Origin of the sequence: Paracoccus sp. AK26, from assembly GCF_011801365.1 — a bacterium.
GTDB classification, from domain to species: domain Bacteria; phylum Pseudomonadota; class Alphaproteobacteria; order Rhodobacterales; family Rhodobacteraceae; genus Paracoccus; species Paracoccus aerius.
Window position 1 is genome coordinate 1074262 of the sequence record NZ_CP041041.1, and the last position, 20740, is coordinate 1095001.

Here is a 20740-nt window from a genome sequence, read left to right on the forward strand (position 1 = left end):
GGCAGGCCCCGCATCGGCCATGCCCCGCCCATGCTGCGCATCGATGACATATCCTATTCCATCCAGGGCCGCCCCTTGTTCGAAGGGGCCACGGCCACCATTCCCGAAGGCCACAAGGTGGGCCTTGTCGGTCCCAACGGTGCTGGCAAGACCACCCTGTTCCGCCTGATCCGGGGCGAACTCAGCCTCGACGGCGGCGACATCAGCCTGCCTAGCCGCGCCCGCATCGGAGGCGTCGCGCAAGAAGCGGCAGGCACGGCAACCTCGGTCCTGGAAACCGTTCTGGCCGAGGACAAGGAACGCGCGGCCCTTCTGGCGGAAAGCCATACCGCCACCGACGCGCATCGCATCGCGGACATCCAGACCCGGCTGGCGGATATCGACGCCTGGTCGGCCGAGGCGCGGGCAGCGTCCATCCTGGACGGCCTGGGCTTTTCAACCGCCGACCAGGCCCGGCCCACCAGCGACTTTTCCGGCGGCTGGCGGATGCGGGTGGCGCTGGCGGGCGTGCTGTTCGCGCAGCCCGACCTGCTGCTGCTGGACGAACCGACCAACTATCTTGACCTGGAAGGCGCGCTGTGGCTGGAAACCTATCTGGCCCGCTATCCGCATACGGTCATCATCATCAGCCACGACCGCGACCTCTTGAACCGCGCCGTGGGCCATATCCTGCATCTCGAGAACCGCAAGCTGACGCTATACACCGGCGGCTATGACGACTTCGCCCGGTTGCGGGCGGAACGCCGCGCCCTGCAGGCGGCCGAGGCGAAGAAGCAGCAGGCCCGCCGCGCCCATCTGCAAAGCTTCGTGGACCGCTTCGGCGCCAAGGCCAGCAAGGCCCGCCAGGCCCAGGCCCGCGTCAAGATGCTGGCCAAGATGGAGCCGATCACCGCCCCCGAGGAAGCCAAGTTCCACCGCTTCGGCTTTCCCCAGCCCGAGGAACTGTCTCCCCCCATCGTCGCGATGGAAGGGACCAGCGTCGGCTATGACGACCGCGCAGTGCTGCGCAAGCTGACCCTGCGCATCGACCAGGACGACCGCATCGCGCTTCTGGGCCGCAACGGGCAGGGCAAGTCGACGCTGTCGAAGCTGCTGGCCGAGCGTCTGGCACCGATGGAAGGCAAGCTGACCCGGTCGTCCAAGCTGCGCATCGGCTATTTTGCGCAGCATCAGGTCGATGAACTGGACCTGGCCGAGACGCCGCTGGATCATATCCGCCGCCTCCGCCCGGCCGAGGCGCCGGCACGGCTGCGCGCGCGGTTGGCAGGCTTTGGCCTGATGGAGGCGCAGGCCGAGACCAAGGTTGGCCAGTTGTCGGGCGGCCAGAAGGCGCGGCTGTCGCTGCTGATCGCGACCATCGACGCGCCGCATCTGCTGATCCTGGACGAGCCGACCAACCACCTGGACATCGAATCCCGCGAGGCGCTGACCGAGGCGCTGAACGACTATACCGGCGCCGTCGTGCTGGTCAGCCACGACATGCACCTGCTGGGTCTGGTGGCGGACCGGCTGTGGCTGGTCAAGGATGGCGCGGTCGCCCCTTATGAAGGCGACCTGGACGATTACCGCCGCTTCCTGCTGGGCGGGGACGAACCCAAGGTCGTCGAGGAAAAGCCGAAACCCGCCCCCAAGCGCGCGCCTCGTGATGAAATCCTTGCCTTGCGCGCCGAGGTCCGCCGGGCCGAGGAACGCGTCCAGAAGCTGACCGAGATGCTTGAAAAGCTGGACGTCAAGCTGGCCGATCCTGCGCTGTATAACGACCCGCACGAGGCGAAACGCTGGTCCTCCAAGCGGTCCGAGGCCGTGCAGGCCATGGCGCGGGCCGAGGATTTGTGGATGTCCGCGCTGGAAAGCCTGGACGGGGCGGAACGGGGCGCGGGGCAGGCCTAGGCTGTTGCCCAAATGCGCCGCCTCCTCGATGATCGTCGCAGGCAGGCGCGGCGTGCCTTGTGCGACATCGCGATTCGACCCTAGGTAGCATCTACATCCCGCCGACCCCTCCGAAGGACCCGACCATGAAACATCTGCTGGCCCTGGCCGTTCTTGCCGCATCCGCTGCCACGGGTGCACAGGCGCAGGATCTTGGCTTTGCTGGCCGCGAATTCTCGGTCGATCTTGGGGTCGGCGTGGATGTCGGGCCGGAATATCCCGGTTCCGACGACGCCAAGGCGGGAACCTGGCTGATCTGGCGCAACGCGGGCTTCACCCAGCCGGGCAGCGACCTGCGCGAAGGCTTTGCGATCTCTCCGTCCTTCAACGTCGAGGGCGAGCGCGAGGCGTCGGACAACGACGATCTGGCCGGAATGCGCGACATCGACGCGGCCTATGAACTGGGCCTGCGCGCCAGCTACGGCATGGGCCCGCTGATGACATTTGGTTCGGTCCGCCGGGGCTTTGACGGCCACGAGGGCCTGACGGGGGAAGTGGGCGCCAAGTATCGCACCGACCTGTCCGAACGCGTGACGCTGTGGTCTGGCCTGTCGCTGGGCTATGGCAATGGCGACTACAACGACACGTATTTCGGCGTGGATGCCGACGAAGCGCGGCCCGGGCGCCCTGCCTATGACATCGGCGGCGGCTTCAACAAGGCCGCGATCACCTTCGAGGCGCGCGTCACCCTGACCGATAATCTGGCCGTCCTGGGCGAGGTCGAATACGGCAAGCTGATCGGTGACGCGGCGGATTCGCCGGTCGTGCAGGACGAATACCAGCCCGCGCTGAAGCTGGGCATCGTGCGGAAGTTCAGCTTCGGGTTCTGATCCCAAGCCGCAAGGACAAACCTGGGCCGCGGTTCACCACCGCGGCTTTTTTTCATGCGCAGCGGCAGCAGGATCGTTTGTCACGTTTTGGGGATTGGAGCGGGTGAAGGGAATCGAACCCTCGTATTCAGCTTGGGAAGCTGCTGCTCTACCATTGAGCTACACCCGCGTGGCGCCTTGGCTAAACGAAGGCGCGGGCCTCGTCAAGCATCAGACAAGGCCCATTTCGGCAAGTGCCGCGGCCATTTGGGGGGGCAGGGCGGTGTCGCCTTCCCGGCCGCGCGGCATGTCGGCGGGGGCGTCCTGGGCGGGCAGATAGCGCCAGCCCTGGAAGGGGCGGCGGGGCACGGCGGTCACCGGCACGATGTCGCGGTCAAGGATCAGCGCACATCGGCGGATGCCGTCGTCACGATGATGTTCGTCCAGCCGCACGATCCGCTGGCGGGCCAGCATGACCCCCTTGAACACCCAGAAGATCGAGCCCCCGGCCAGCAATTCTTCCTCGCGCTTGGGCCACATCCGGGTGACATGGATGGCATGGCCGTCGCCAAAGCGGCGCTGCCACTGGACCAGTTCGTCAGGGCCTTCGGCGCCGACGCAAAGCTTCATGAGGTGGAGTTGTGCTGACATGGCCACAAGATAGGGGGAGGGAAAAGCGGTCACAAGATCCGCAAATGAAAAGGCCGCGCGGGTGGCGCGGCCTTTCGGAATGGCGTCAGAAGACGATCAGAGTTCGTCCAGGGCCTCGACAGCCTTTTCCAGTTCTTCCTTGGTCACGGTCTTTTCGCTCAACTGCGCCTGCTCGGCGATGTGGTCGACGACCTTGTCTTCGAAGATGGGCGCGCGCAGTTGCTGCTGGACGGCCTGGTTCTGCTGGACGAACTCGAAGAAGGCGCGTTCCTGGCCGGGATACTGACGGGCGGCGCGCAGCACGGCCTGGGTCATCTCCTGGTCGGTGACGGTCACCTCGGCCTTCTGGCCGATCTCAGCCAGCAGCAGTCCCAGGCGGACGCGACGCTCGGCCAGCTTCTTGTGCTCGTCCGTGGGCTCGATGCTGCCGTGGTTGTGGTCGTGAACCTCAGGGTTTTCCTCGTGCCACAGCTGGTGGGCGATCTGGTGCGCCTCGGCCTCGACAAGCGATTCGGGCAGGTCGAACTTCACCTTCTCGTCCAGCTGGTCCAGCAGCGAGCGCTTCAGGATCGCGCGGGCGGCGCCGGCATATTCCTGCTCCAGCCGGCCGGCGATCTGCTTCTTCAGGCCCTCCAGATCCTCGGCGCCGAACTTCTTGGCCAGCTCGTCGTCCAGTTCGGCCGCCTTGGGCGCCTTCACGGCCTTCACCTTGCATTCGAAGGTGGCTTCCTTGCCCGCCAGGTGGGGCGCGCCGTATTCGGTCGGGAAGGTCACGGTGACGGTCACGTCGTCATCGGCCTTGGCGCCGACCAACTGGTCCTCGAAACCGGGGATGAAGCTGTTGGAACCCAGCACCAGCGGGTAATCCTCGCCCGCGCCGCCCTCGAAGGCCTCGCCATCCACAAAGCCCTTGAAGTCGATCACGACCTGGTCGCCGTCCTTGGCCTTGCTGCCCTTCTTGCGGTCTTCGAAGGACTGGGCCGACTTCGCCAGGTTTTCCAGCGCCTCGTTGATGGCGGCTTCCTCGGCCGGGACGGTCAGCTTTTCCAGAGTCAGGCTGGTCAGGTCAACCTCGGGGATCGCGGGCAGCGCCTCGTAGGAGACGTTGACTACAACGTCGTCGCCTTCCTTCCAGGTCTCGCCGTTCTGCATTTCCACCTTGGGCTGGGTCGCGGGACGGTCGCCGGACGTTTCCAGGTGGTTCTTCAGCGCGCCGTCGATGGCTTCCTGCATGGCGTCGCCCAGGATACGCTGGCCGAACTGCTTCTTCAGCATGGCCATCGGGACCTTGCCCTTGCGAAAGCCCTTCATCTCGACTTCGGGCTGCGCTTCCTTCAGCTTCGCATCGACCGTCGCGGCCAGATCAGCTGCCGGCAGGGTGAACTGATAGCCCCGCTTGAGACCTTCGTTCTGCGTTTCCGTGACCTGCATCATCGTCCTCATGCCATGATGGCCGCCAAAGCGTGGCGGCCCGAAAAAATTCCCGCCCTTCTAGTCGGGGGGGCGGTTCTCTGCAAGCGGAACCCGCGCAGCGGGCCGGGCGTTTTCCGCTGTCCCCATCCTGGAAAGGCCCGCCATGACCCGCTTCAGCGTCATCATTGCCACCAGCCTTCTGGCCGCAAGCGCCGCATGGCCGCAGGCCGCGCCCACGCCCGCCGCGCCTGACATGGCCCAGCCCCGCGCCGCAACCCCCGCGCCGGCGGCCCAAACGCAGGTGCAGGGCCAATCGGGCGAAGGCAACTGCCCGGCGCCCGACACGGTGGCCCAGCCCGCCACCCAGCCCCAGCCCGGTTCCGACAGCACCGAGGCCAACAACGCCGGCACCAGCGGGTGGAGCGGCGGCCTTGGCGGATCGCATCTGGGGACGAATGCGCAGGGCGCGGTGAACGCTTCTCCGACCTGGCAGCCGCCCACCGCACGCGGCCTGGACCTGGCCGGACGGGCCGAGCCGGTGGCGGCGCAGCCCGCCGCCTGCTGATCAGTTCAGCATCGGCGGCTGCGGTTCCGCATCGTCCAGCCGCAGCCTCAGCCCGTCGCGGTTCAGGAACTCTCCGTCGCGGATGAGGGTGCGATCGCCGTTCATCGCACGGACAAGCTGGTCCAGCCGGTCGCGGGCGATGTCGTCCTTGACCAACCCCTCGCGGCCGGCGCGGAACAGGACCACCGCGTCCCAGGCCACACCCGATCCGTCCAGATAGCCCGTCATGTCGGGCCAGCGGATCTCGTCCCCGATCACGTGCAGATAGGCCGACCGCAGCAGATCGACGCGCCCGCCGCCCAAGCCCAGAAGCACGATCAGCATCGTGAAGCCTTGGGTTTCGGCATAAGTCTGCTGCACCCAGTCGTCGAAATCGGTTTCGTTCATGGCCGGCCTTGGGATGATGGCGGAAGGGAATGGGAGTCGAACCCACCCGGGACAGTCTCGCTGCCCCAACCGGAGTTGAAGTCCGGCCGCCCCACCGGGGACGATTCCCTTCCAGGATCGCCGAACAGGTCGGCGCGATGAGGGTTGATGCGACGTAAATCGCCCCGGCGCAAGGTCAGCCCAAGGCGGTCGAAGAAGTCCAGGATCTCGATGGCGACCTTGCGGCCGTTCTGCACGCGGTCGCGAAATGCGGGCGCGGTGAACCAACCATCAGGGGCCCGCGCCGCGACATCGTGGATGATCGCCACCATCTCTCGCGTCACCTCGCGCGCGAAGAAATGGTCATGGGCGATCTGGTCGGTGCGGCCCAGTTTCTGCGTCAGGCGCAGGACGCGGCGCACGTCCTTTTCGTCGATGCCGAATTCGGTCGCGAAGTCGCGCACGCGCGGCGGGCGAAAGCGGGTCTCGCCCCCAAGGGCGGGGGCGATGCGGTCCCACAGCGCCTCGTCATCCGGCGTCAGGCGGACCTCGTGGCCGGGCAGGCGGACAAAGGCGCCGTCCAGGACCGCGCGTCCCGCATCAGCCTCGGCCCGCAGGAAGGCCAGGAAGGCGTCCTTCGGCAGGCGCGGGTGCAGTTGCAGGCGCAGGCGTTCGCGGCCCAGCCCCGCCAGGTCGGGATTGCCTTCGTGGAACTGCGTCAGGGTGTCCGTCAACTGGGCTTGCAGCGCGTCCAGCACCGGACGGCCAAGCGCCAAGTCGCCGATGGTCGCCCCATCCGCGCGGCGCAGCGCATCGGCCAGACCGGCGGGCGACAGGCTGCGGTCGCGGGCAAAGGCGGGCAGATCGACCGGCGCCACGGCCAGCATCGCGGCAAGGGCTGCCGCCGGATCCTCGGCGCGGGCGGCGTCCAGCAGCGCCAGCCGTTCGGGCGTGCGGCGCTTGCGGGCCGGGGCGCGCAGGTCCAGGAAGCGCCCGCCGCCGATGGTTCGGCTGGCCGACACGTCGCGCAGGATGAAGCGGTCATGCACCGCCGCGGCAATGGGCCGATCCAGCACGATCTGCACCGGGCCGCCTTGGCCCGGCTGGATCGGATCGCTCAAGGGCACGATGCGCGCGCCGGTTTCGACCGCATGGCTGTGCAGGCGGGCGGGGAACCAGGTGCCGATGGGCTTGGGTTCGGACGGCAGCACCGTCAGCCAGGCGTCGATCCGGTCGGTCGGCGCGTGCAGCGCGGGCGACAGCACCACATCGCCGCGATGGATGGCGTCCTTGCTGATCGCCTCGCCCGCCAGGTTCAGCGCGCATCGCTGTCCCGCCAGGCCTTCGGTTGCCGGGCGGTTCTGCGCGTGGATGGCGCGGATGCGGGCGGGCAGGCCGCGCGGGCTGACGATGACCTGATCGCCCACGGCGACTCGGCCAGTCAGCATCGTGCCGGTCACGACCGTCCCCGCGCCGGACAGGGTAAAGCTGCGATCCACCGCCAGGCGCATCGGGCCATCGGCATGGCGGTTGGTCGTTTCGGATTCAGCGGCGATCAGCGACGCCCGCAGGGCGTCGATCCCTTCGCCGGTCAGGGATGATACGGGCAGGATCGGCGCATCGGCCAGGGCGGTCCCTGCAAGGGCCTCGCGGATTTCGGCCGCGGCTTCGGTGCGCCGCGCTTCGTCCGCCAGGTCGGCCTTGGTCAGCGCGACAATGCCGCGCCCGATGCCCAGCAGGTCCAGGATCGCCACATGTTCCCGCGTCTGCGGCATCACGCCGTCGTCTGCGGCCACCACCAGCAGCGCCATGTCGATGCCGCCAGCGCCTGCCAGCATGGTGTGGATCAGCCGTTCGTGCCCCGGCACATCGACGAAGCCGGTGATGGTGCCGCCACCCAGGTCGGCATAGGCAAAGCCCAGGTCGATGGTGATGCCGCGCGCCTTCTCCTCGGCCAGGCGGTCGCCATCGGTGCCGGTCAGCGCCTTCACCAGGGCGGTCTTGCCGTGGTCGATATGCCCCGCGGTGCCGACGATCATGCCGACAAGGCCCCCAGCAGATCCTCGTCCCGGTCAAGGCAGCGCAGGTCCAGGATCAAGGCGCCGTCGCGGATGTGGCCGATGACCGGGCGGGGCAGGGCGCGGAACCGCGCGGCCAGCCGGTCGGGCGCGTTGCCCCCCGCACCCGTGATCCGCAGCCCGGCCGAGGGGATGGTGTCGGTGGGCAGCGCGCCCGAGCCGATCTGGCTGGCGCAATCCGTCGTGGTCACAGTGTAGTCTGGCAGCAGCGTACCCACTTGCGGGGCAAGGCGGGCGGCCTGCGCGGCGATGTCGGCTTGCGGGCGCGACAGGTATCGCAAGGTGGGCAGGCGTTCGGCCAGCCGGTCCGGGTCGCGGTAAAGGCGCAAGGTGGCTTCAAGCGCCGCGATGCGGATCTTGTCCAGGCGGACGGCGCGTTTCAGCGGGTTCCCGTTGATCTGGGCGATCAGGTCGCGCCGGCCGACGATGAAACCCGCCTGCGGCCCGCCCAGCAGCTTGTCGCCGGAAAAGGTGACCAGATCCGCGCCTTCGCCCACGGCCTCGGCCACGGTGGGTTCGCGGCGCAGCCCCCAGGCGGCCAGATCGACCAGCGACCCCGCGCCCAGGTCATTGAGAAGCACCACGCCGGCCTTTCGCGCGATCTGCGCCAGGTGCGGGGCGGGCACCTCGGCCGTGAAGCCCTCGATGCGATAGTTCGAGGTATGGACCTTGAGGATCAGGCCCGTGTCCGGCGTGATCGCGTCCTGGTAATCGCGGGGATGGGTGCGGTTGGTGGTGCCAACCTCGACCAGATGCGCGCCGGCACGGGCCATGATGTCGGGCATCCGAAAGGCGCCGCCGATCTCGATCAGTTCCCCGCGCGACACGATGGCCTGCCGCCCTTGGCCGAAGGTGTTCAGCGCGATCAGGACGGCGGAGGCATTGTTGTTGACGACGGTGGCGTCCTCGGCCCCGGTCAGCTCGCACAGAAGCCCGCGCAGGTGGTCGTCGCGCTGCCCGCGTCCGCCGCTGCCCAGGTCGAATTCCAGCGCCAGGGGCGCAGACATGGCTGCACTTGCGGCCGCGATGGCCTCATCGGCCAGGATCGCGCGGCCCAGATTGGTGTGCAGGACGGTGCCGGTCAGGTTCAGCATCGGCCGCAGGTTGGACTGCGCGGCGGCGGCCAGGTCGGCGGCCAGCAGATGCGGCAGGCGCGCGGCCTCGCCATCGCCGTCGGCGCCGTCGCGGATCGCGGCGCGGGCGGCGTCCAGACGGGCGCGCAGGCCCGCCGTCACCGCCGCGCGGCCGTGGCCGTCGATCAGCGTTTGGCCCATCGGGGACAACAGGAACTGATCGACCGAGGGCAGGGCCCGGAACCCCGCCATCAGTATCCCGCGATGAAGGGGTTGAAGCCGCCGCGCCGGAAGTCGGTGTCCTTCATCAGCATGTCTAGGCCCAGGCTGGACACGTCGTCGGCGATGGGATCCAGGCTCGCGTTCTTGACCTGATACAGGATCTTGACCCAGCCCTTGCAGTCGCCGCAAACCTCCGCCTTGACCGTCGCCTCGCCGGTTTCGGCGCTGCGATAGCTGATCGCGGCGTTCGATCCGCAGCAAAGGCAGACGACCCGCACCTCGTTCCACTGCGTCGCGCAGCAGCCGCAGGTGGCGTATCGCGTGCTTTCGATCCCCGCCTGTCCCATCACCGATGAGGTGGCGGGCTTGCCGCCGCAGGTGGGGCAGGTGCCGGTCCTGATCTTGACCAGCTTCGCCGCATCCAGCGTTCCCGCCAGCCGCGCCAGGTGCAGTTGCACCGCCGCGCCGACAAACAGATGCGGGGCCGCGCTGTCTTCCGGGATGCGGTCTGACAGGATGTTTTCCAGCAGCCAGTGCCGGTCGGCGATCCCCGACGCCGTCACGGCGGACAGCGCAAGGCGGGCCTGTTCCGGCATCTCCACGGCCGCGACCTCGGCCAGGAAGCGGTCCAGCGTGGCGTGCATTCCTTCGTCCGTGGCAAGCGCCATTCGGTCGATAGGGGGCATCCGGCTGGCGCGGGCCAGTTCCACCCGGTCCGATGGGATCGGAACCGGGGACGGCAGTTCGCGGGCCAGCCGCGCCTGCGAAGCGGTCAGGTCTGCCAGAAAGCGCATATAGGGCGCCAGATTGCCGCCGTGATCCGCCAGGAAGGCGAACCGGCCGGCCCGCTTGTCGAAGACGGCGGCGGCATCGGGCAGAAAGGCCAGCGGCGCCACAGGGACGCCGCCAATGACCGAAGGGTCGGGTTTCAGACTGTTGTTCATCGTCTCTCCGGGCCGGACGGCCTTTAGGTCCGGCCACTTGCCTTTGCGTTATTCTGCCGGGCCGTTCTGGCGGCGTCCAGCCAACTCGCGCAGCCACTTGCGGTGGTGGCGATAGGCCCAGCCACCGGTCACGGTGCCCCGCGTCATCGCCCGCAACGTGCCGCGCGTCCAGAAGGCCGCGTAGACGTGAAGGATGAAGACCAGGATGATCGCCACCGCCGCAAGCGCATGAGTCAGCACGGCCCAACGGCGCGTGGGGATCGAGACAAGCTCGCCGAAGAACTGTTCCCAGATCATGATCCCGGACACGATCAGCACCACGATCAGCAGCGTCATGCCCCAGAAGATGAACTTCTGCCCGGCATTGTATTTGCCAAGTTCCGGCAGGTTCTCCTCGTTGCCCTTCACCACGTCGCCGATCTGGTTCAGCCATTTCCTGTCATCCGGCGTGGGCAGGTTCAGCCGCCACAGCTGGATGAACATGACCATGAAGCTGACGAACAACACCACGCCGATGATCGGATGCAGCCACCGCGCCGTCTGCCCGCCGCCGAACAACCCGGTCAGGAAATACAGCGAGGGGTGGAAGAAGGCCAAGCCCGAGACCAGCAGCAGGATCAGGGACAGGGCCGTGATCCAGTGGTTTGCGCGAATGAACCCCCGGTAACGGCTGACCGTCACCGGGCGGGTCGATTCGATCCGGTCGCCCGGTTCGGAATAAAGAGGGCGCGGCATCAGACAGACCCCCTGTCATCCGAACCGCCGGAAACGACCAGCTTCTCGGCTTCCTTCTCCTCGTGCTCGTCGACCTTGTTGGCGCGGGCGAAGATGCCGTGGATCGCGGCGCCGACGGCGGCCACGCCCATGACGGCCAGACCGGCGGTCTTGGTCACGCCCTTCCAGCCTTCGACCACGGGCGAGATGCGCGGGTTCTCCGGCAGCTTGTCATAGATCGATGGCTTGTCCGCGTGATGCAGCACATAGAAGACATGCGTGCCGCCGACCCCCGCCGGATCATAGATCCCGGCGTTTTCATAGCCGCGCGACTTCAGATCCTCGACCCGTTCGTTGGCATGGGCGATCATGTCGTCCTTGGTGCCGAAGACGATCGCCTGCGTCGGGCAGGCCTTGGCGCAGGCCGGGCCCTGGCCCACGGCCACGCGGTCGGAACACAGGGTGCATTTATAGCTCTTGTGATCGACCTTGCTGATGCGCGGGATGTCGAAGGGGCAGCCGGTCACGCAATAGCCGCAACCGATGCAGTTCTCGTGGATGAAATCGACGATGCCGTTGGAATACTGCACGATGGCGCCAGGCGCCGGGCAGGCCTTGAGGCAGCCCGGATCCTCGCAATGCATGCAGCCGTCCTTGCGGATCAGCCATTCCAGGTTGTCGGTTTCCGGGTTCACCCATTCCGTGAAACGCATCAGGGTGAACATGTTGGGCGTCAGGTCGTGGGGGTTTTCGTAAACCCCCACGTTGGTCTCGACCTCGGGCTTGGTGTCGTTCCACTCGATGCAGGCGGACTGGCAGGCCTTGCAGCCGATGCACTTGCTGACGTCGATCAGCTTGGCGACCTTTTCCAGTTGCCGCGTGGGCTGCGGCACGTTCGGCGTGGCCGAGATTCGGACCACGTCGGACGGCAGCAGGTTCGACGCAATGGGCTGGACCGGGGGGTTCGAGGCCGCGGTCTTGGGTTGGGGCGCGGTTTCGCTCATGCCACCGGCTCCTCTGCCGAAGGTTCGATATTGACCATGAAGGCCTTGAATTCAGGCGTTTCCACGTTGGCGTCGCCCACCTGGGACGTCAGGCTGTTCGGCCCGAAGCCCTTCTTGGCGGCCCCCACGAAGCCCCAGTGCAGCGGAATGCCGATCACATGGACGGTCTTGCCGTCGATCTGCATCGGCCGCAGCCGCTTGGTCACCACAGCCTTGGCCCAGACCTCGCCCCGCTTGGACCAGACGCGGACGCTCCCACCGCGCGCAATGCCGCGCTCGGCCGCCAGTTCCTCGCTGATCTCCACGAAGAACTCGGGCTGCAACGCGGCGTTCACCGGGTTGTGCTTGGTCCAATAGTGGAAATGCTCGGTCAGGCGATAGGATGTCGCCACGAACGGGAACTCGGGGTCCCCGATGGCGGCGAACTGGTCGGCATCGCTTTCAAAGACCCGCGCCACCGGGTTGCCCCGCATGCGCGGGTTGAACACGTTGGCGATGGGCGCCTCGAACGGCTCCATATGGGTGGGGAAGGGACCGTCCCGCATCATGCCCCGGCTGAACAGGCGCGAGGCGCCTTCCGGGTTCATGATGAAGGGGCGAACCTCGCCCGGCCTGGCCGTGACCGGCATGTCGGGCACGTCATAGCCTTCCCACTTCTCGCCGGTCCATTCGATGATCTTGCGCGACGGATCCCACGGCTTGCCCTGCGGGTCGCAGGAGGCGGCGTTATACAGGATCCGGCGGTTCGCCGGCCATGCGAAGGCCCAGTTCAGGAACATGCCGGTGTCGTCGGGATCGGTGTTGTCCCGCCGCGCCATCATGTTCCCGGCCTCGGTCCAACTGCCGGCATAGATCCAGCAGCCGCCCATGGTCGAGCCGTCGTCGCGGTAATGCCCGAAGCTGGACAGTTGCTGCCCGGCCTCGGCCACGACCTTGGTGGGATCGGCGGCATCATAGACGGTCGCAAGGGCGCGGCCGTTCATCTCGCGCGCAAGCTCGTCTGCCTTGGGATCGTTGGGGTCGCGGTAATCCCAGGTCAGGTTCAGGATCGGGTCGGGGAAGACCCCGCCTTCGTCCTGATAGAGCTTTTTCACGCGCAGGAAGATCTGCGCCATGATCCATGTGTCGTGCTTGGCCTCGCCCGGCGGGGTCGCCCCCGGCCAGTGCCATTGCAGCCACCGCCCCGAGTTCACCAGGGCGCCTTCGTCCTCGGCGAAGCAGGTGGTGGGCAGTTCCAGCACCTCGGTCTGGATCGCCGCGCTGTCCACGTCGTTGTGGATCCCGTGGTTCTGCCAGAAATGCGAGGTTTCCGTCGTCAGCGGGTCCATGACCACCAGCATCTTCAGCTTGGAAAACGCCTCGGTCATCTTGCCGCGGTTCGGGAAGGACAGGATCGGGTTGAAGCCCTGGCAGAAGTACAGGTTCACCTTGCCGTGGTTCATCAGCTCGAACATCCGCATCCCGTCATAGGCGGGCACGTCGAGCTTCGGCAGATAGTGATAGGCCCAGTCGTTTTCGGCCGTCGCGGCATCGCCCCACATGGCCTTCATGAAGCTGACCATGAACTTGGGATAGTTCTGCCAATAGCTGACCTGGTTCGGCACGATCGGCTTGAAGCCGCGGGTGGACATGTAGGTCGCCCAGTCCGCTTCCTTTTCCGTCGGGATGTTGAGGTATCCCGGGATCAGGTTCGACATCAGGCCGATATCGGTCAGGCCCTGGATGTTGGAATGGCCGCGCAACGCGTTCATGCCGCCGCCCCGGACGCCGATGTTGCCCAGGATCAGCTGCAGCATCGCCATGCCGCGGATGTTCTGCGCGCCCTTGGAATGCTGCGTCCAGCCAAGCGCATACATCGAGGTCATGGTCTTGGTCGGCGACGAGCATTCGCCGATCATCTCGGCGATGTGGAGGAACTTGTCCTTGGGCGTGCCGCAGACGCGTTCCACCATCTCGGGCGTGTAGGCGTCCACATGGGCTTTCAGCAGGTTCCAGACGCAACGCGGGTCCTGCAGCGTGGGGTCGGTCTGGACAAAGCCGTCCTCGCCCATCTTGTAGTCCCAGGACGACTTGTCGTAGTCGCGCTTTTCCTCGTCATAGCCGGTGAAAAGCCCGTCGGACCAGCCGAACTCGTCCTTCACCAGGAAAGAGGCGTTGGTGTAGTTGCGGACGTAATCCCACTGAACCTTGTCGTTCTCGATCATCCAGCGGATCATGCCCATCAGGAACACGATGTCGCTGCCCGGACGGATCGGCGCATAGTAATCCGACACGGAGGCCGTGCGGGTATAACGCGGATCGACCACGATCAGCTTGGCGCCGCGATGGTGCTTGGCCTCGGTCACCCATTTGAAGCCGCAGGGATGCGCTTCGGCGGCATTGCCGCCCATGACGATGACAAGGTCGGTATTCTTGATGTCGGTCCAGGAGTTGGTCATCGCTCCACGGCCAAATGTCGGGCCCAAACTGGACACCGTGGGGCCGTGTCAGACGCGCGCCTGGTTATCGAATCCGACGATCCCCATGGACCGGACCGTCTTGTAGGTCAGCCATGCGGTTTCGTTTGTGGTTGCCGATGCCGCCAGGAAGCCGGTCGTCGTCCAGCGGTTGACCGGCACGCCGGCCTCGTTCGCCTGGATGAAGTTGGCGTCGCGGTCGTCCTTCATCGCGCGGGCGATCTTGTCCAGCGCCTCTTCCCAGGTGATGTCCTGGAAGTCGCTGGCACCGGCTGCGCGATAGCGCGGCTTGGTCAGGCGGGTGGGCGCATGGACGAAGTCCTTCAGCGCGGCGCCCTTGGGGCACAGCGTTCCGCGGTTCGTCGGATGGTCCGCGTCGCCCTCGATATGCAGAAGCTCGGCGGTCTCGCCGGCTTTCACATCGCCCTTGGAATACATGATGATCCCGCAGGCGACCGAGCAATAGGGGCAGGTGTTGCGTGTTTCCGTGGTCGTGGCCAGCTTGAAGGGGCGCACATGCGCCTGTTCCGCCGCCTCGGCCCCGCCGAAGCCCATGGCCCCAAGCGACGTTGCCGCAACCCCCGCACCCGCAAGCCGTAGGAAGCCGCGGCGCGAAAGGTCGATGTTCATAAGACCCCTCCTGCTGCCTGTCATGAATAAGATAGGTACGAGCGGAGTTTGCTGACCGGGCGGTCAAAAGTCAAGGTGGGCAGGTGTTCCCGCCAGACGCCACCATTGTAGACGGAAGTTAAAGCAAGGTAAAATTATCCTTTAAAAACATAATTATGTCGTGCTTGAGCGCTTACAACCTTTATGCGACTGAACGATCACTTTCATAATGAGGGACGTGATGTTCAAGCCGACTTTCCTAGCCTGCGCCATCTTGTCGGTCGCAGGATGCGCGACGATTACCCGTGGATCAAACGACACACTGGTGGTGAATTCCACACCTTCCGGTGCCCAGGTGAAGATGAGCGACGGGCAGACATGCAACAACACGCCCTGTACCTTCAAGGTGCCTCGCAAGTCCGAACTTAACGTCTTGATCACCAAGCAGGGCTGCAAGCATCAGCAGATCCGCGTGACCAACAAGGTCGCGCCCGGCGGAAGTGCGGCCATGGCCGGAAACGTCTTCGTCGGCGGGATCATCGGTGCGGGCGTCGATGCGGGCAGCGGCGCGATGCTGGATCTGGTGCCCAACCCGGTCGAGGTGACTCTGGACTGCCGCTGAGGCTGCGGAACAGGCCGCAGCGCGAACGTCTCGTGGTCCGATGCCATTCTGGTGCGCGGCGAGGGACTCGAACCCCCACGCCGAAGCGGTTGGACCTAAACCAACTGCGTCTACCAATTCCGCCAGCCGCGCACGCCGCAAGCCTTACGGCAGGACGGGCGGGGTGGTCAACGGGTCATCGCAATCGCGATCTGCGCCGCCAGGCGGGCGTTGTTCAGCACCAGTTCGATGTTGGATGCCAGCGAGCGCCCTTCGGTGATCTCGAAGATGCGCTGCAAAAGGAAGGGCGTGACCTGCTTGGCGGCGATCTGCCGGGCCTCGGACTCGGCCAGGGCCTGCTCGATCACGGGGGTGATTTCCTCGCGGGCGATCTCGGCCTCGGGCGGGATCGGGTTGGCGACAAGCTGGCCGCCCTTCAGGCCAAGACGCGCGCGCATGGCGGCTGCGGCGGCGATCTGTTCCGCGCTGTCCATGCGCAGGGGCGCCTTGATGCCGCTGGACCGTGACCAGAAGGCGGGCAGTTCGTCCTGGCCGTAGGCGATGACGGGCACGCCCAGGGTTTCAAGCACCTCCCAGGTCTTGGGCAGGTCCAGGATCGCCTTGGCCCCGGCGGCCACCACCGTCACCGGGGTCTGCGCCAGTTCCTGCAGGTCGGCCGAGATGTCGAAGCTGCTTTCCGCACCGCGATGCACGCCGCCGATTCCGCCGGTGGCAAAGACCCGGATGCCGGCCAGATGCGCGCAGATCATGGTGGCGGCGACGGTGGTGGCGCCGGTGCGGCCATTGGCCAGGCAGACGGCCAGGTCCGCGCGCGACAGCTTCATCGCCTGGTCCGAGGGCGTCTGCGCCAAGATTTCAAGCGCCTGGTCCGTCAGGCCCACATGGATCTGACCGCCCATCACCGCAATCGTGGCAGGCACCGCGCCGTTGTCGCGGATCACCTGTTCCACCTGCCGCGCCATCTCGAGGTTCTGCGGATAGGGCATCCCGTGGGTGATGATCGTCGATTCAAGCGCGACCACGGGGCGGCCCGCCGCAAGAGCGGCTTCGACTTCGGGCGAGAAGGTGAGGGGTGCGGTCATGGCCGGTGTCATGGGACGTCCTTTCCAGAAACATGCGCGGCGGCGGCGTCCACCGCCTGCCGCAGGGCCGCGTCGCGCGGCAGGTGGTTCAGTTCGGCGGCAAGATGCGCCGCAAGGAAGCAGTCGCCCGCGCCGGTGACGCGGGCCACGGTAACGGCGGGGGGCGTGACCGTCAGGGTGGGTGCCCCCGCCATCGCCTCGGCCACGGCATGGGGACCATCGGTCACCAGCACGCGGGCCGCGCCGCGCGCGACCACGGCCTGCGCGGCGGTCGCGGCGTCGGGGCAGGCGCGGCCGGCCAGGATCTCGGCCTCGAGGCGGTTCAGGTAGAAGCAGCCGCGCCGGGCGGCGATCAGGGGCTCCAGCCGCTCGGCCTTGCCGGGGCTGGCGGGGACGACGCGCAGGTCGGCGGCGGCCAGGCGGGGGTCGCGGGCGACGAAGGCCAGCAGATCCTCGGTCAGGTTCCCGTCCAGCACGACCGGCGCGGTCCAACCGGACAGCGCGCCGTCCAGCGGGGCGAGGATCGCGGTGCCGGCGTCCTCCAGGCTGTGGACATCGGCGATGGCGGCGATCAGCCCCTCGCTGTCCTCGATCCCCATATAGGTGTCGGTGGGCAGGCCGGTGTCGCGGGCTAGGTGGTCGGTCAGCACGCCCAGCCGGCGGGCCTGGGCCACCAGGGCCTCGCCCTCGGGGTCGCGGCCGACGGCGGACAGGACGGCAGGGCGCAGGCCCCAGCGGGCCAGGGCCACCGCGACGTTCAGCGCCACGCCGCCGGGAATGTGGCGGATGCGGCCGGGCACGTCGGCGCCCGGCGCCATGCGGCGGGGCGCACGGCCGATCACGTCCCACAGCATCGCGCCGATGCACAGGATGTCGGGGCGCGGGGTATCCGGCACGGTGGTCATTCCTTGGTCCAGTCCTGCATCTCGGCTTCCAGGAAGCGTTCGAAGTCGTCGAGGTCGATCGGGTCGAACTGCCCGAAGCCCTGCATCCAGACCGAGGCCGCGCGCATCCCGTCCGGATCCAGCTTGCACCAGGTGATCCGGCCGCGCCGTTCCTGCCGGATCAGGCCCGCCGCCGCAAGCACCGACAGATGCTTGGAGACGGCGGCAAGGCTCATGTCGAAGGGCGCGGCGACGTCGCTGACGGCCATGTCGTCCTCGAGCAGCATCGACAGGACCCGGCGCCGCGTCGGGTCGGCCAGGGCCGCGAAGATCAGGTCCAGCCGGTCGGGCAAGGGGGCGTTCATCGGGTATCCAGGCTGGGGAAGGGGCCGCAATGGTCAACTGTGCGGTTGAATAATGTCGCGTCGGAACTGCGAGCACAACCCGCAACCCGAAAATGGGGAAATCGGATTATGAAAGATTATCAGTTGGTTGGGAGGGCGGGACAGTTGCTTGACTTGGGGGGTGAACCACCCTAGACAGCCGCCAACCGATGACGGGGGCGTGAAACATGGCCGAGGAGCCCCGGAGCGACGCGAACAGAGAGGCGGATGCCGCCCGTTTGCGCGACCTGGAGCGGCGGCTGGCGGAGAAGACCCCCAGGCCCGATGGTCCCGGACCGATGGGCAAGTATGAACAGGCAAACCTTGCCTGGCGCATGGTGATCGAGCTCGTGTCCGGCCTGGGGCTGGGTTTCGGGATCGGATACGGACTGGACTATCTGTTCGGCACGACGCCGGTCCTGATGGTCCTGTTCATCTTCTTTGGCCTGGCGGCCGGCATCAAGACGATGATGCGCACCGCGGGCGAGCTTAACCGAAGCTCTGGCACGCCGCCAGAGAGCGACAAGAGGGACTGATCGTGGCGACCGAAGCGCATGGCGAAGCAACCGGCCTGTCTTTCCACCCGATGGACCAGTTCATCGTCCGCCCGCTGTTCGGCGACGGAGAGGTCCACTGGTACACCCCCACCAACGTCACCCTGTGGATGTTCCTGATCGTCGCCGCCACCCTGGCGCTGCTGGTGATGGGATCGCGCGGCCGGGCGATCGTGCCGACGCGCGGCCAGTCCGTCGCGGAACTGGCCTATGGCATGGTCCACAAGATGATCGCCGACATCGCGGGCAAGGACGGGCTGAAGTACTTCCCCTATGTCATGACGCTGTTCATGTTCATCGTCTTTGCAAACCTGCTGGGCCTGCTGCCTCTGGCCTTCACCGTGACCTCGCATATCGCGGTGACGGGCGTTCTGGCCGCGGCCGTCATCATCGGCGTCACCGTGATCGGCTTCGTCAAGAACGGCGTGCATTTCCTTGACCTGTTCTGGATCCGCTCGGCCCCCTTGGCCGTCCGTCCGATCCTGGCCGTGATCGAGGTCATCAGCTATTTCGTGCGCCCGCTGAGCCTGTCCATCCGACTGGCCGGCAACATGATCGCCGGTCACGCGGTCATCAAGGTCTTCGCCGGTTTCGCGGCCATCGCGGCGGTCGCGCCCGTCGCCGTCGTCGCCGTGGTCGGCATGTACGCCTTCGAGGTGCTGGTCGCCTTCGTGCAGGCCTATGTGTTCACCATCCTGACCTGCGTCTATCTCAAGGATGCGCTGCACCCGTCGCACTAGGCGGCGCGCAGCCTGGGGCGGCGCGTGTTCATGCGCCGCCGTCTTTCAACCCGAATTCCAAACTTCCAACCGCAAGGAGCATCATCATGGAAGGCAATATCGGAGAACTGGGCCAGTACATCGGCGTCGGCCTGACCGCATTCGGCATGGGCTTCGCCGCCCTTGGTGTGGGCAACGTCGCCGGCAACTTCCTGTCGGGCGCCCTGCGCAACCCGTCGGCCGCCGCCGGCCAGACCGCCACGCTGTTCATCGGCATGGCTTTTGCCGAAGCCCTGGGGATCTTCTCGTTCCTGGTCGCGCTTCTGCTGATGTTCGCAGTCTGATCCCTTTCATCCTTGCGGCGGGGTGGGGCTTCGGCCCCATCCCTTCGTGACCTGACAAGGCCAAGGGGTAGGACATGATCAGCCTGTTGCAAGAGGCCGTCACCATCGCGGCCGACGAACATACCGAAAGCGTGGCGAGTTCCGTCGCGCATGGCGAGGTCGAGACGGCGACGGGCCTGCCCCAGCTGGACGTCACGACTTTCGCGAACCAGATTTTCTGGCTCATCATCACCTTGCTGGTGCTGTATTGGGTCGTGGCCAAGATCGCCCTTCCGCGCATCGGCTCGGTCCTGTCGGACCGCCAGGGCGCGATGACGGGCGACCTGATGGCCGCCGAGGAATTCAAGCTGAAGGCCAAGGAAGCCGAGGCTGCCTATGACAAGGCCCTGGCGGATGCCCGGTCCGAGGCGGGCAAGATCGTCGCGGCGAACCGCGCCGAGATCCAGAAGGAACTGGACGCGGCCATCGCCCATGCAGATGCCGAGATCGCGGCGCGCACCGCCGAATCGGAAAAGCGCATCCGCGAGATCCGCGATTCAGCCGACGCCAACGCCCGTGAGGTCGCCCGCGACGTCACGGCCGAACTGGTCCGCAGCTTTGGCGGGACCGTCGATCAGGCTGCGGTCGATCAGGCCGTGGACAGCCGCATGAAAGGGGCCTTGAAATGAAACGTCTTGCCGTCATTGCTGCGGCCGCCGCCCTGGCTGCCGGTCCTGCCGCCGCCGCCACGGGGTCGTTCTTTTCGCTTCGGAACACGAACTTCATCGTTCTGATCGCGTTCCTGGTCTTTGTCGGCGTCCTGGTCTACTTCAAGGTTCCGGCCAAGATCGGCGCCCTGCTGGACCAGCGGGCCGCGGGCATCCGCCGCGACCTGGACGAGGCCAAGCGCCTGCGCGAGGAAGCGCAGGAGATCTATGCCAGCTATGAACGCCGTCAGCGCGACGTGGCGACCCAGGCTGACCAGATCGTCGCCAATGCCAAGCGCGAGGCCGAAGCCCAAGCGGCAAAATCCAAGGCCGACCTGAAGTCGTCGATCGAGCGTCGCCTGAAGGCCGCCGAGGACCAGATCGCCAGTGCCGAAAACGACGCGGTGCGGGCCGTCCGCGACCGCGCGGTGCAGGCGGCCGTTGCTGCGGCATCTGCGCTGCTGGCGCAGCAGGTGGGTGCGGGCCAGCGTTCTGCCGGGATCGACGAAGCCATCGACGAAGTGGCGCGCCGGTTGAACTGACAGGGGCGCGTCTTCAAGGACGCGGCCACATCATCGGACAGTGATAGAAAAGCCCCCGTCGCGTGAAGCGGCGGGGGTTTTTCCTTGGCGT

The 20740-nt window shown here is 66.7% G+C and carries 20 protein-coding genes, 3 tRNA genes and 1 pseudogene; 9 read left to right on the plus strand and 15 right to left on the minus strand.

Annotated features, from left to right (window positions below; translation table 11 throughout):
- The first annotated feature begins 30 nt into the window (after nucleotides 1-30).
- Both FIU66_RS05225 and FIU66_RS05230 read left to right on the plus strand, forming a co-directional pair.
- Complete coding sequence (locus FIU66_RS05225) at nucleotides 31-1890, plus strand: ABC-F family ATP-binding cassette domain-containing protein (RefSeq protein WP_167621718.1); 1860 nt, start codon at nucleotides 31-33, stop codon at nucleotides 1888-1890.
- 125 nt (nucleotides 1891-2015) lie between these two features.
- On the plus strand, nucleotides 2016-2759 hold the full coding sequence (locus tag FIU66_RS05230; protein WP_167621719.1) for a MipA/OmpV family protein: 744 nt from the start codon (nucleotides 2016-2018) through the stop codon (nucleotides 2757-2759).
- A 95-nt stretch (nucleotides 2760-2854) separates the two neighbouring features.
- Here the strand turns inward: FIU66_RS05230 and FIU66_RS05235 are convergent.
- The 3 genes from FIU66_RS05235 to tig all read right to left on the minus strand — a co-directional run bounded on the left by FIU66_RS05235 (nucleotide 2855) and on the right by tig (nucleotide 4820).
- Nucleotides 2855-2928, minus strand: a tRNA-Gly gene (locus FIU66_RS05235).
- Between the two features lie 41 nt (nucleotides 2929-2969).
- The gene (locus tag FIU66_RS05240; protein ID WP_167621720.1) at nucleotides 2970-3389 is read right to left on the minus strand and encodes a DUF1489 family protein; all 420 of its coding nucleotides are present in this window, start codon (nucleotides 3387-3389) and stop codon (nucleotides 2970-2972) included.
- 96 nt (nucleotides 3390-3485) lie between these two features.
- Nucleotides 3486-4820, minus strand: coding sequence for a trigger factor (gene tig, locus FIU66_RS05245; RefSeq protein ID WP_167623396.1), 1335 nt, complete (start codon nucleotides 4818-4820; stop codon nucleotides 3486-3488).
- Nucleotides 4821-4965: 145 nt separating this feature from the next.
- Here tig and FIU66_RS05250 point away from each other — a divergent pair, with 145 nt between their 5' ends.
- Entirely contained in the window at nucleotides 4966-5367 is a 402-nt protein-coding gene (locus FIU66_RS05250; RefSeq protein WP_167621721.1) for a hypothetical protein, read from the plus strand.
- Here FIU66_RS05250 and FIU66_RS05255 read toward each other — a convergent pair whose 3' ends face one another.
- From FIU66_RS05255 to fdnG, 8 genes and pseudogenes are all read right to left on the minus strand, one after another.
- Nucleotides 5368-5754: a hypothetical protein gene (locus FIU66_RS05255; protein ID WP_167621722.1), complete on the minus strand. Its 387-nt coding sequence runs from the start codon at nucleotides 5752-5754 to the stop codon at nucleotides 5368-5370.
- 17 nt (nucleotides 5755-5771) lie between these two features.
- Nucleotides 5772-5867, minus strand: a tRNA-Sec gene (locus FIU66_RS05260).
- Between the two features lie 48 nt (nucleotides 5868-5915).
- Nucleotides 5916-7772 (minus strand): annotated as a pseudogene (selB, locus tag FIU66_RS05265) (selenocysteine-specific translation elongation factor); the annotation flags it as partial.
- Nucleotides 7769-9136: an L-seryl-tRNA(Sec) selenium transferase gene (gene selA / locus FIU66_RS05270; RefSeq protein ID WP_167621723.1), complete on the minus strand. Its 1368-nt coding sequence runs from the start codon at nucleotides 9134-9136 to the stop codon at nucleotides 7769-7771. The pseudogene selB and the gene selA, both read right to left, overlap by 4 nt.
- Nucleotides 9136-10050, minus strand: a complete 915-nt coding sequence (gene fdhE, locus FIU66_RS05275; protein ID WP_167621724.1) for a formate dehydrogenase accessory protein FdhE — start codon at nucleotides 10048-10050, stop codon at nucleotides 9136-9138. The genes selA and fdhE overlap by 1 nt, the downstream gene beginning before the upstream one ends.
- A 48-nt stretch (nucleotides 10051-10098) precedes the next feature.
- Complete coding sequence (locus FIU66_RS05280; RefSeq protein ID WP_167621725.1) at nucleotides 10099-10785, minus strand: formate dehydrogenase subunit gamma; 687 nt, start codon at nucleotides 10783-10785, stop codon at nucleotides 10099-10101.
- Nucleotides 10785-11768: a formate dehydrogenase subunit beta gene (gene fdxH, locus FIU66_RS05285; RefSeq protein WP_167621726.1), complete on the minus strand. Its 984-nt coding sequence runs from the start codon at nucleotides 11766-11768 to the stop codon at nucleotides 10785-10787. The genes FIU66_RS05280 and fdxH overlap by 1 nt, the downstream gene beginning before the upstream one ends.
- On the minus strand, nucleotides 11765-14854 hold the full coding sequence (gene fdnG, locus FIU66_RS05290; protein WP_167621727.1) for a formate dehydrogenase-N subunit alpha: 3090 nt from the start codon (nucleotides 14852-14854) through the stop codon (nucleotides 11765-11767). The genes fdxH and fdnG overlap by 4 nt, the downstream gene beginning before the upstream one ends.
- Nucleotides 14855-15074: 220 nt before the next feature.
- Between fdnG and FIU66_RS05295 the strand changes: the two genes are divergently transcribed.
- Nucleotides 15075-15455, plus strand: a complete 381-nt coding sequence (locus FIU66_RS05295; protein ID WP_167621728.1) for a translation initiation factor 2 — start codon at nucleotides 15075-15077, stop codon at nucleotides 15453-15455.
- Between the two features lie 49 nt (nucleotides 15456-15504).
- Here FIU66_RS05295 and FIU66_RS05300 read toward each other — a convergent pair.
- The 4 genes from FIU66_RS05300 to FIU66_RS05315 form a co-directional block, all read right to left on the minus strand.
- Nucleotides 15505-15587: transfer RNA gene (locus FIU66_RS05300), tRNA-Leu, on the minus strand.
- 35 nt (nucleotides 15588-15622) lie between these two features.
- Entirely contained in the window at nucleotides 15623-16537 is a 915-nt protein-coding gene (locus FIU66_RS05305; protein ID WP_167623397.1) for a pseudouridine-5'-phosphate glycosidase, read from the minus strand.
- Nucleotides 16538-16545: 8 nt separating this feature from the next.
- Nucleotides 16546-17442, minus strand: coding sequence for a PfkB family carbohydrate kinase (locus FIU66_RS05310; protein ID WP_167621729.1), 897 nt, complete (start codon nucleotides 17440-17442; stop codon nucleotides 16546-16548).
- Nucleotides 17439-17786, minus strand: coding sequence for a helix-turn-helix transcriptional regulator (locus FIU66_RS05315; RefSeq protein ID WP_229849397.1), 348 nt, complete (start codon nucleotides 17784-17786; stop codon nucleotides 17439-17441). The genes FIU66_RS05310 and FIU66_RS05315 overlap by 4 nt, the downstream gene beginning before the upstream one ends.
- Before the next feature lie 206 nt (nucleotides 17787-17992).
- Here FIU66_RS05315 and FIU66_RS05320 point away from each other — a divergent pair, with 206 nt between their 5' ends.
- The 5 genes from FIU66_RS05320 to FIU66_RS05340 all read left to right on the plus strand — a co-directional run bounded on the left by FIU66_RS05320 (nucleotide 17993) and on the right by FIU66_RS05340 (nucleotide 20649).
- Nucleotides 17993-18340, plus strand: coding sequence for an AtpZ/AtpI family protein (locus tag FIU66_RS05320; protein WP_167621730.1), 348 nt, complete (start codon nucleotides 17993-17995; stop codon nucleotides 18338-18340).
- Nucleotides 18341-18342: 2 nt separating this feature from the next.
- Nucleotides 18343-19098: a F0F1 ATP synthase subunit A gene (locus FIU66_RS05325; RefSeq protein WP_167621731.1), complete on the plus strand. Its 756-nt coding sequence runs from the start codon at nucleotides 18343-18345 to the stop codon at nucleotides 19096-19098.
- An 86-nt stretch (nucleotides 19099-19184) separates the two neighbouring features.
- A complete protein-coding gene (locus FIU66_RS05330; protein ID WP_167621732.1) occupies nucleotides 19185-19421 on the plus strand; it encodes a F0F1 ATP synthase subunit C in 237 nt (78 codons plus the stop codon).
- Between the two features lie 74 nt (nucleotides 19422-19495).
- On the plus strand, nucleotides 19496-20089 hold the full coding sequence (locus FIU66_RS05335; RefSeq protein ID WP_167621733.1) for a F0F1 ATP synthase subunit B': 594 nt from the start codon (nucleotides 19496-19498) through the stop codon (nucleotides 20087-20089).
- Nucleotides 20086-20649 (plus strand): F0F1 ATP synthase subunit B, encoded by a 564-nt coding sequence (locus FIU66_RS05340; RefSeq protein ID WP_167621734.1) that lies wholly within the window; start codon nucleotides 20086-20088, stop codon nucleotides 20647-20649. Before FIU66_RS05335 ends, FIU66_RS05340 begins: the two co-directional genes overlap by 4 nt.
- Nucleotides 20650-20740: the final 91 nt, after the last annotated feature.

Excerpts from the sequence above, each read along its gene's own strand:
- FIU66_RS05225 (WP_167621718.1), top strand. The coding sequence starts at position 31 with ATGCTGCGCATCGATGACATATCCTATTCCATCCAGGGCCGCCCCTTG.
- FIU66_RS05230 (WP_167621719.1), top strand. The coding sequence starts at position 2,016 with ATGAAACATCTGCTGGCCCTGGCCGTTCTTGCCGCATCCGCTGCCACG.
- FIU66_RS05240 (WP_167621720.1), bottom strand. The coding sequence starts at position 3,389 with ATGTCAGCACAACTCCACCTCATGAAGCTTTGCGTCGGCGCCGAAGGC.
- tig (WP_167623396.1), bottom strand. The coding sequence starts at position 4,820 with ATGCAGGTCACGGAAACGCAGAACGAAGGTCTCAAGCGGGGCTATCAG.
- FIU66_RS05250 (WP_167621721.1), top strand. The coding sequence starts at position 4,966 with ATGACCCGCTTCAGCGTCATCATTGCCACCAGCCTTCTGGCCGCAAGC.
- FIU66_RS05255 (WP_167621722.1), bottom strand. The coding sequence starts at position 5,754 with ATGAACGAAACCGATTTCGACGACTGGGTGCAGCAGACTTATGCCGAA.
- selA (WP_167621723.1), bottom strand. The coding sequence starts at position 9,136 with ATGGCGGGGTTCCGGGCCCTGCCCTCGGTCGATCAGTTCCTGTTGTCC.
- fdhE (WP_167621724.1), bottom strand. The coding sequence starts at position 10,050 with ATGAACAACAGTCTGAAACCCGACCCTTCGGTCATTGGCGGCGTCCCT.
- FIU66_RS05280 (WP_167621725.1), bottom strand. The coding sequence starts at position 10,785 with ATGCCGCGCCCTCTTTATTCCGAACCGGGCGACCGGATCGAATCGACC.
- fdxH (WP_167621726.1), bottom strand. The coding sequence starts at position 11,768 with ATGAGCGAAACCGCGCCCCAACCCAAGACCGCGGCCTCGAACCCCCCG.
- FIU66_RS05295 (WP_167621728.1), top strand. The coding sequence starts at position 15,075 with ATGTTCAAGCCGACTTTCCTAGCCTGCGCCATCTTGTCGGTCGCAGGA.
- FIU66_RS05305 (WP_167623397.1), bottom strand. The coding sequence starts at position 16,537 with ATGACCGCACCCCTCACCTTCTCGCCCGAAGTCGAAGCCGCTCTTGCG.
- FIU66_RS05310 (WP_167621729.1), bottom strand. The coding sequence starts at position 17,442 with ATGACCACCGTGCCGGATACCCCGCGCCCCGACATCCTGTGCATCGGC.
- FIU66_RS05315 (WP_229849397.1), bottom strand. The coding sequence starts at position 17,786 with ATGAACGCCCCCTTGCCCGACCGGCTGGACCTGATCTTCGCGGCCCTG.
- FIU66_RS05320 (WP_167621730.1), top strand. The coding sequence starts at position 17,993 with ATGGCCGAGGAGCCCCGGAGCGACGCGAACAGAGAGGCGGATGCCGCC.
- FIU66_RS05330 (WP_167621732.1), top strand. The coding sequence starts at position 19,185 with ATGGAAGGCAATATCGGAGAACTGGGCCAGTACATCGGCGTCGGCCTG.
- FIU66_RS05335 (WP_167621733.1), top strand. The coding sequence starts at position 19,496 with ATGATCAGCCTGTTGCAAGAGGCCGTCACCATCGCGGCCGACGAACAT.
- FIU66_RS05340 (WP_167621734.1), top strand. The coding sequence starts at position 20,086 with ATGAAACGTCTTGCCGTCATTGCTGCGGCCGCCGCCCTGGCTGCCGGT.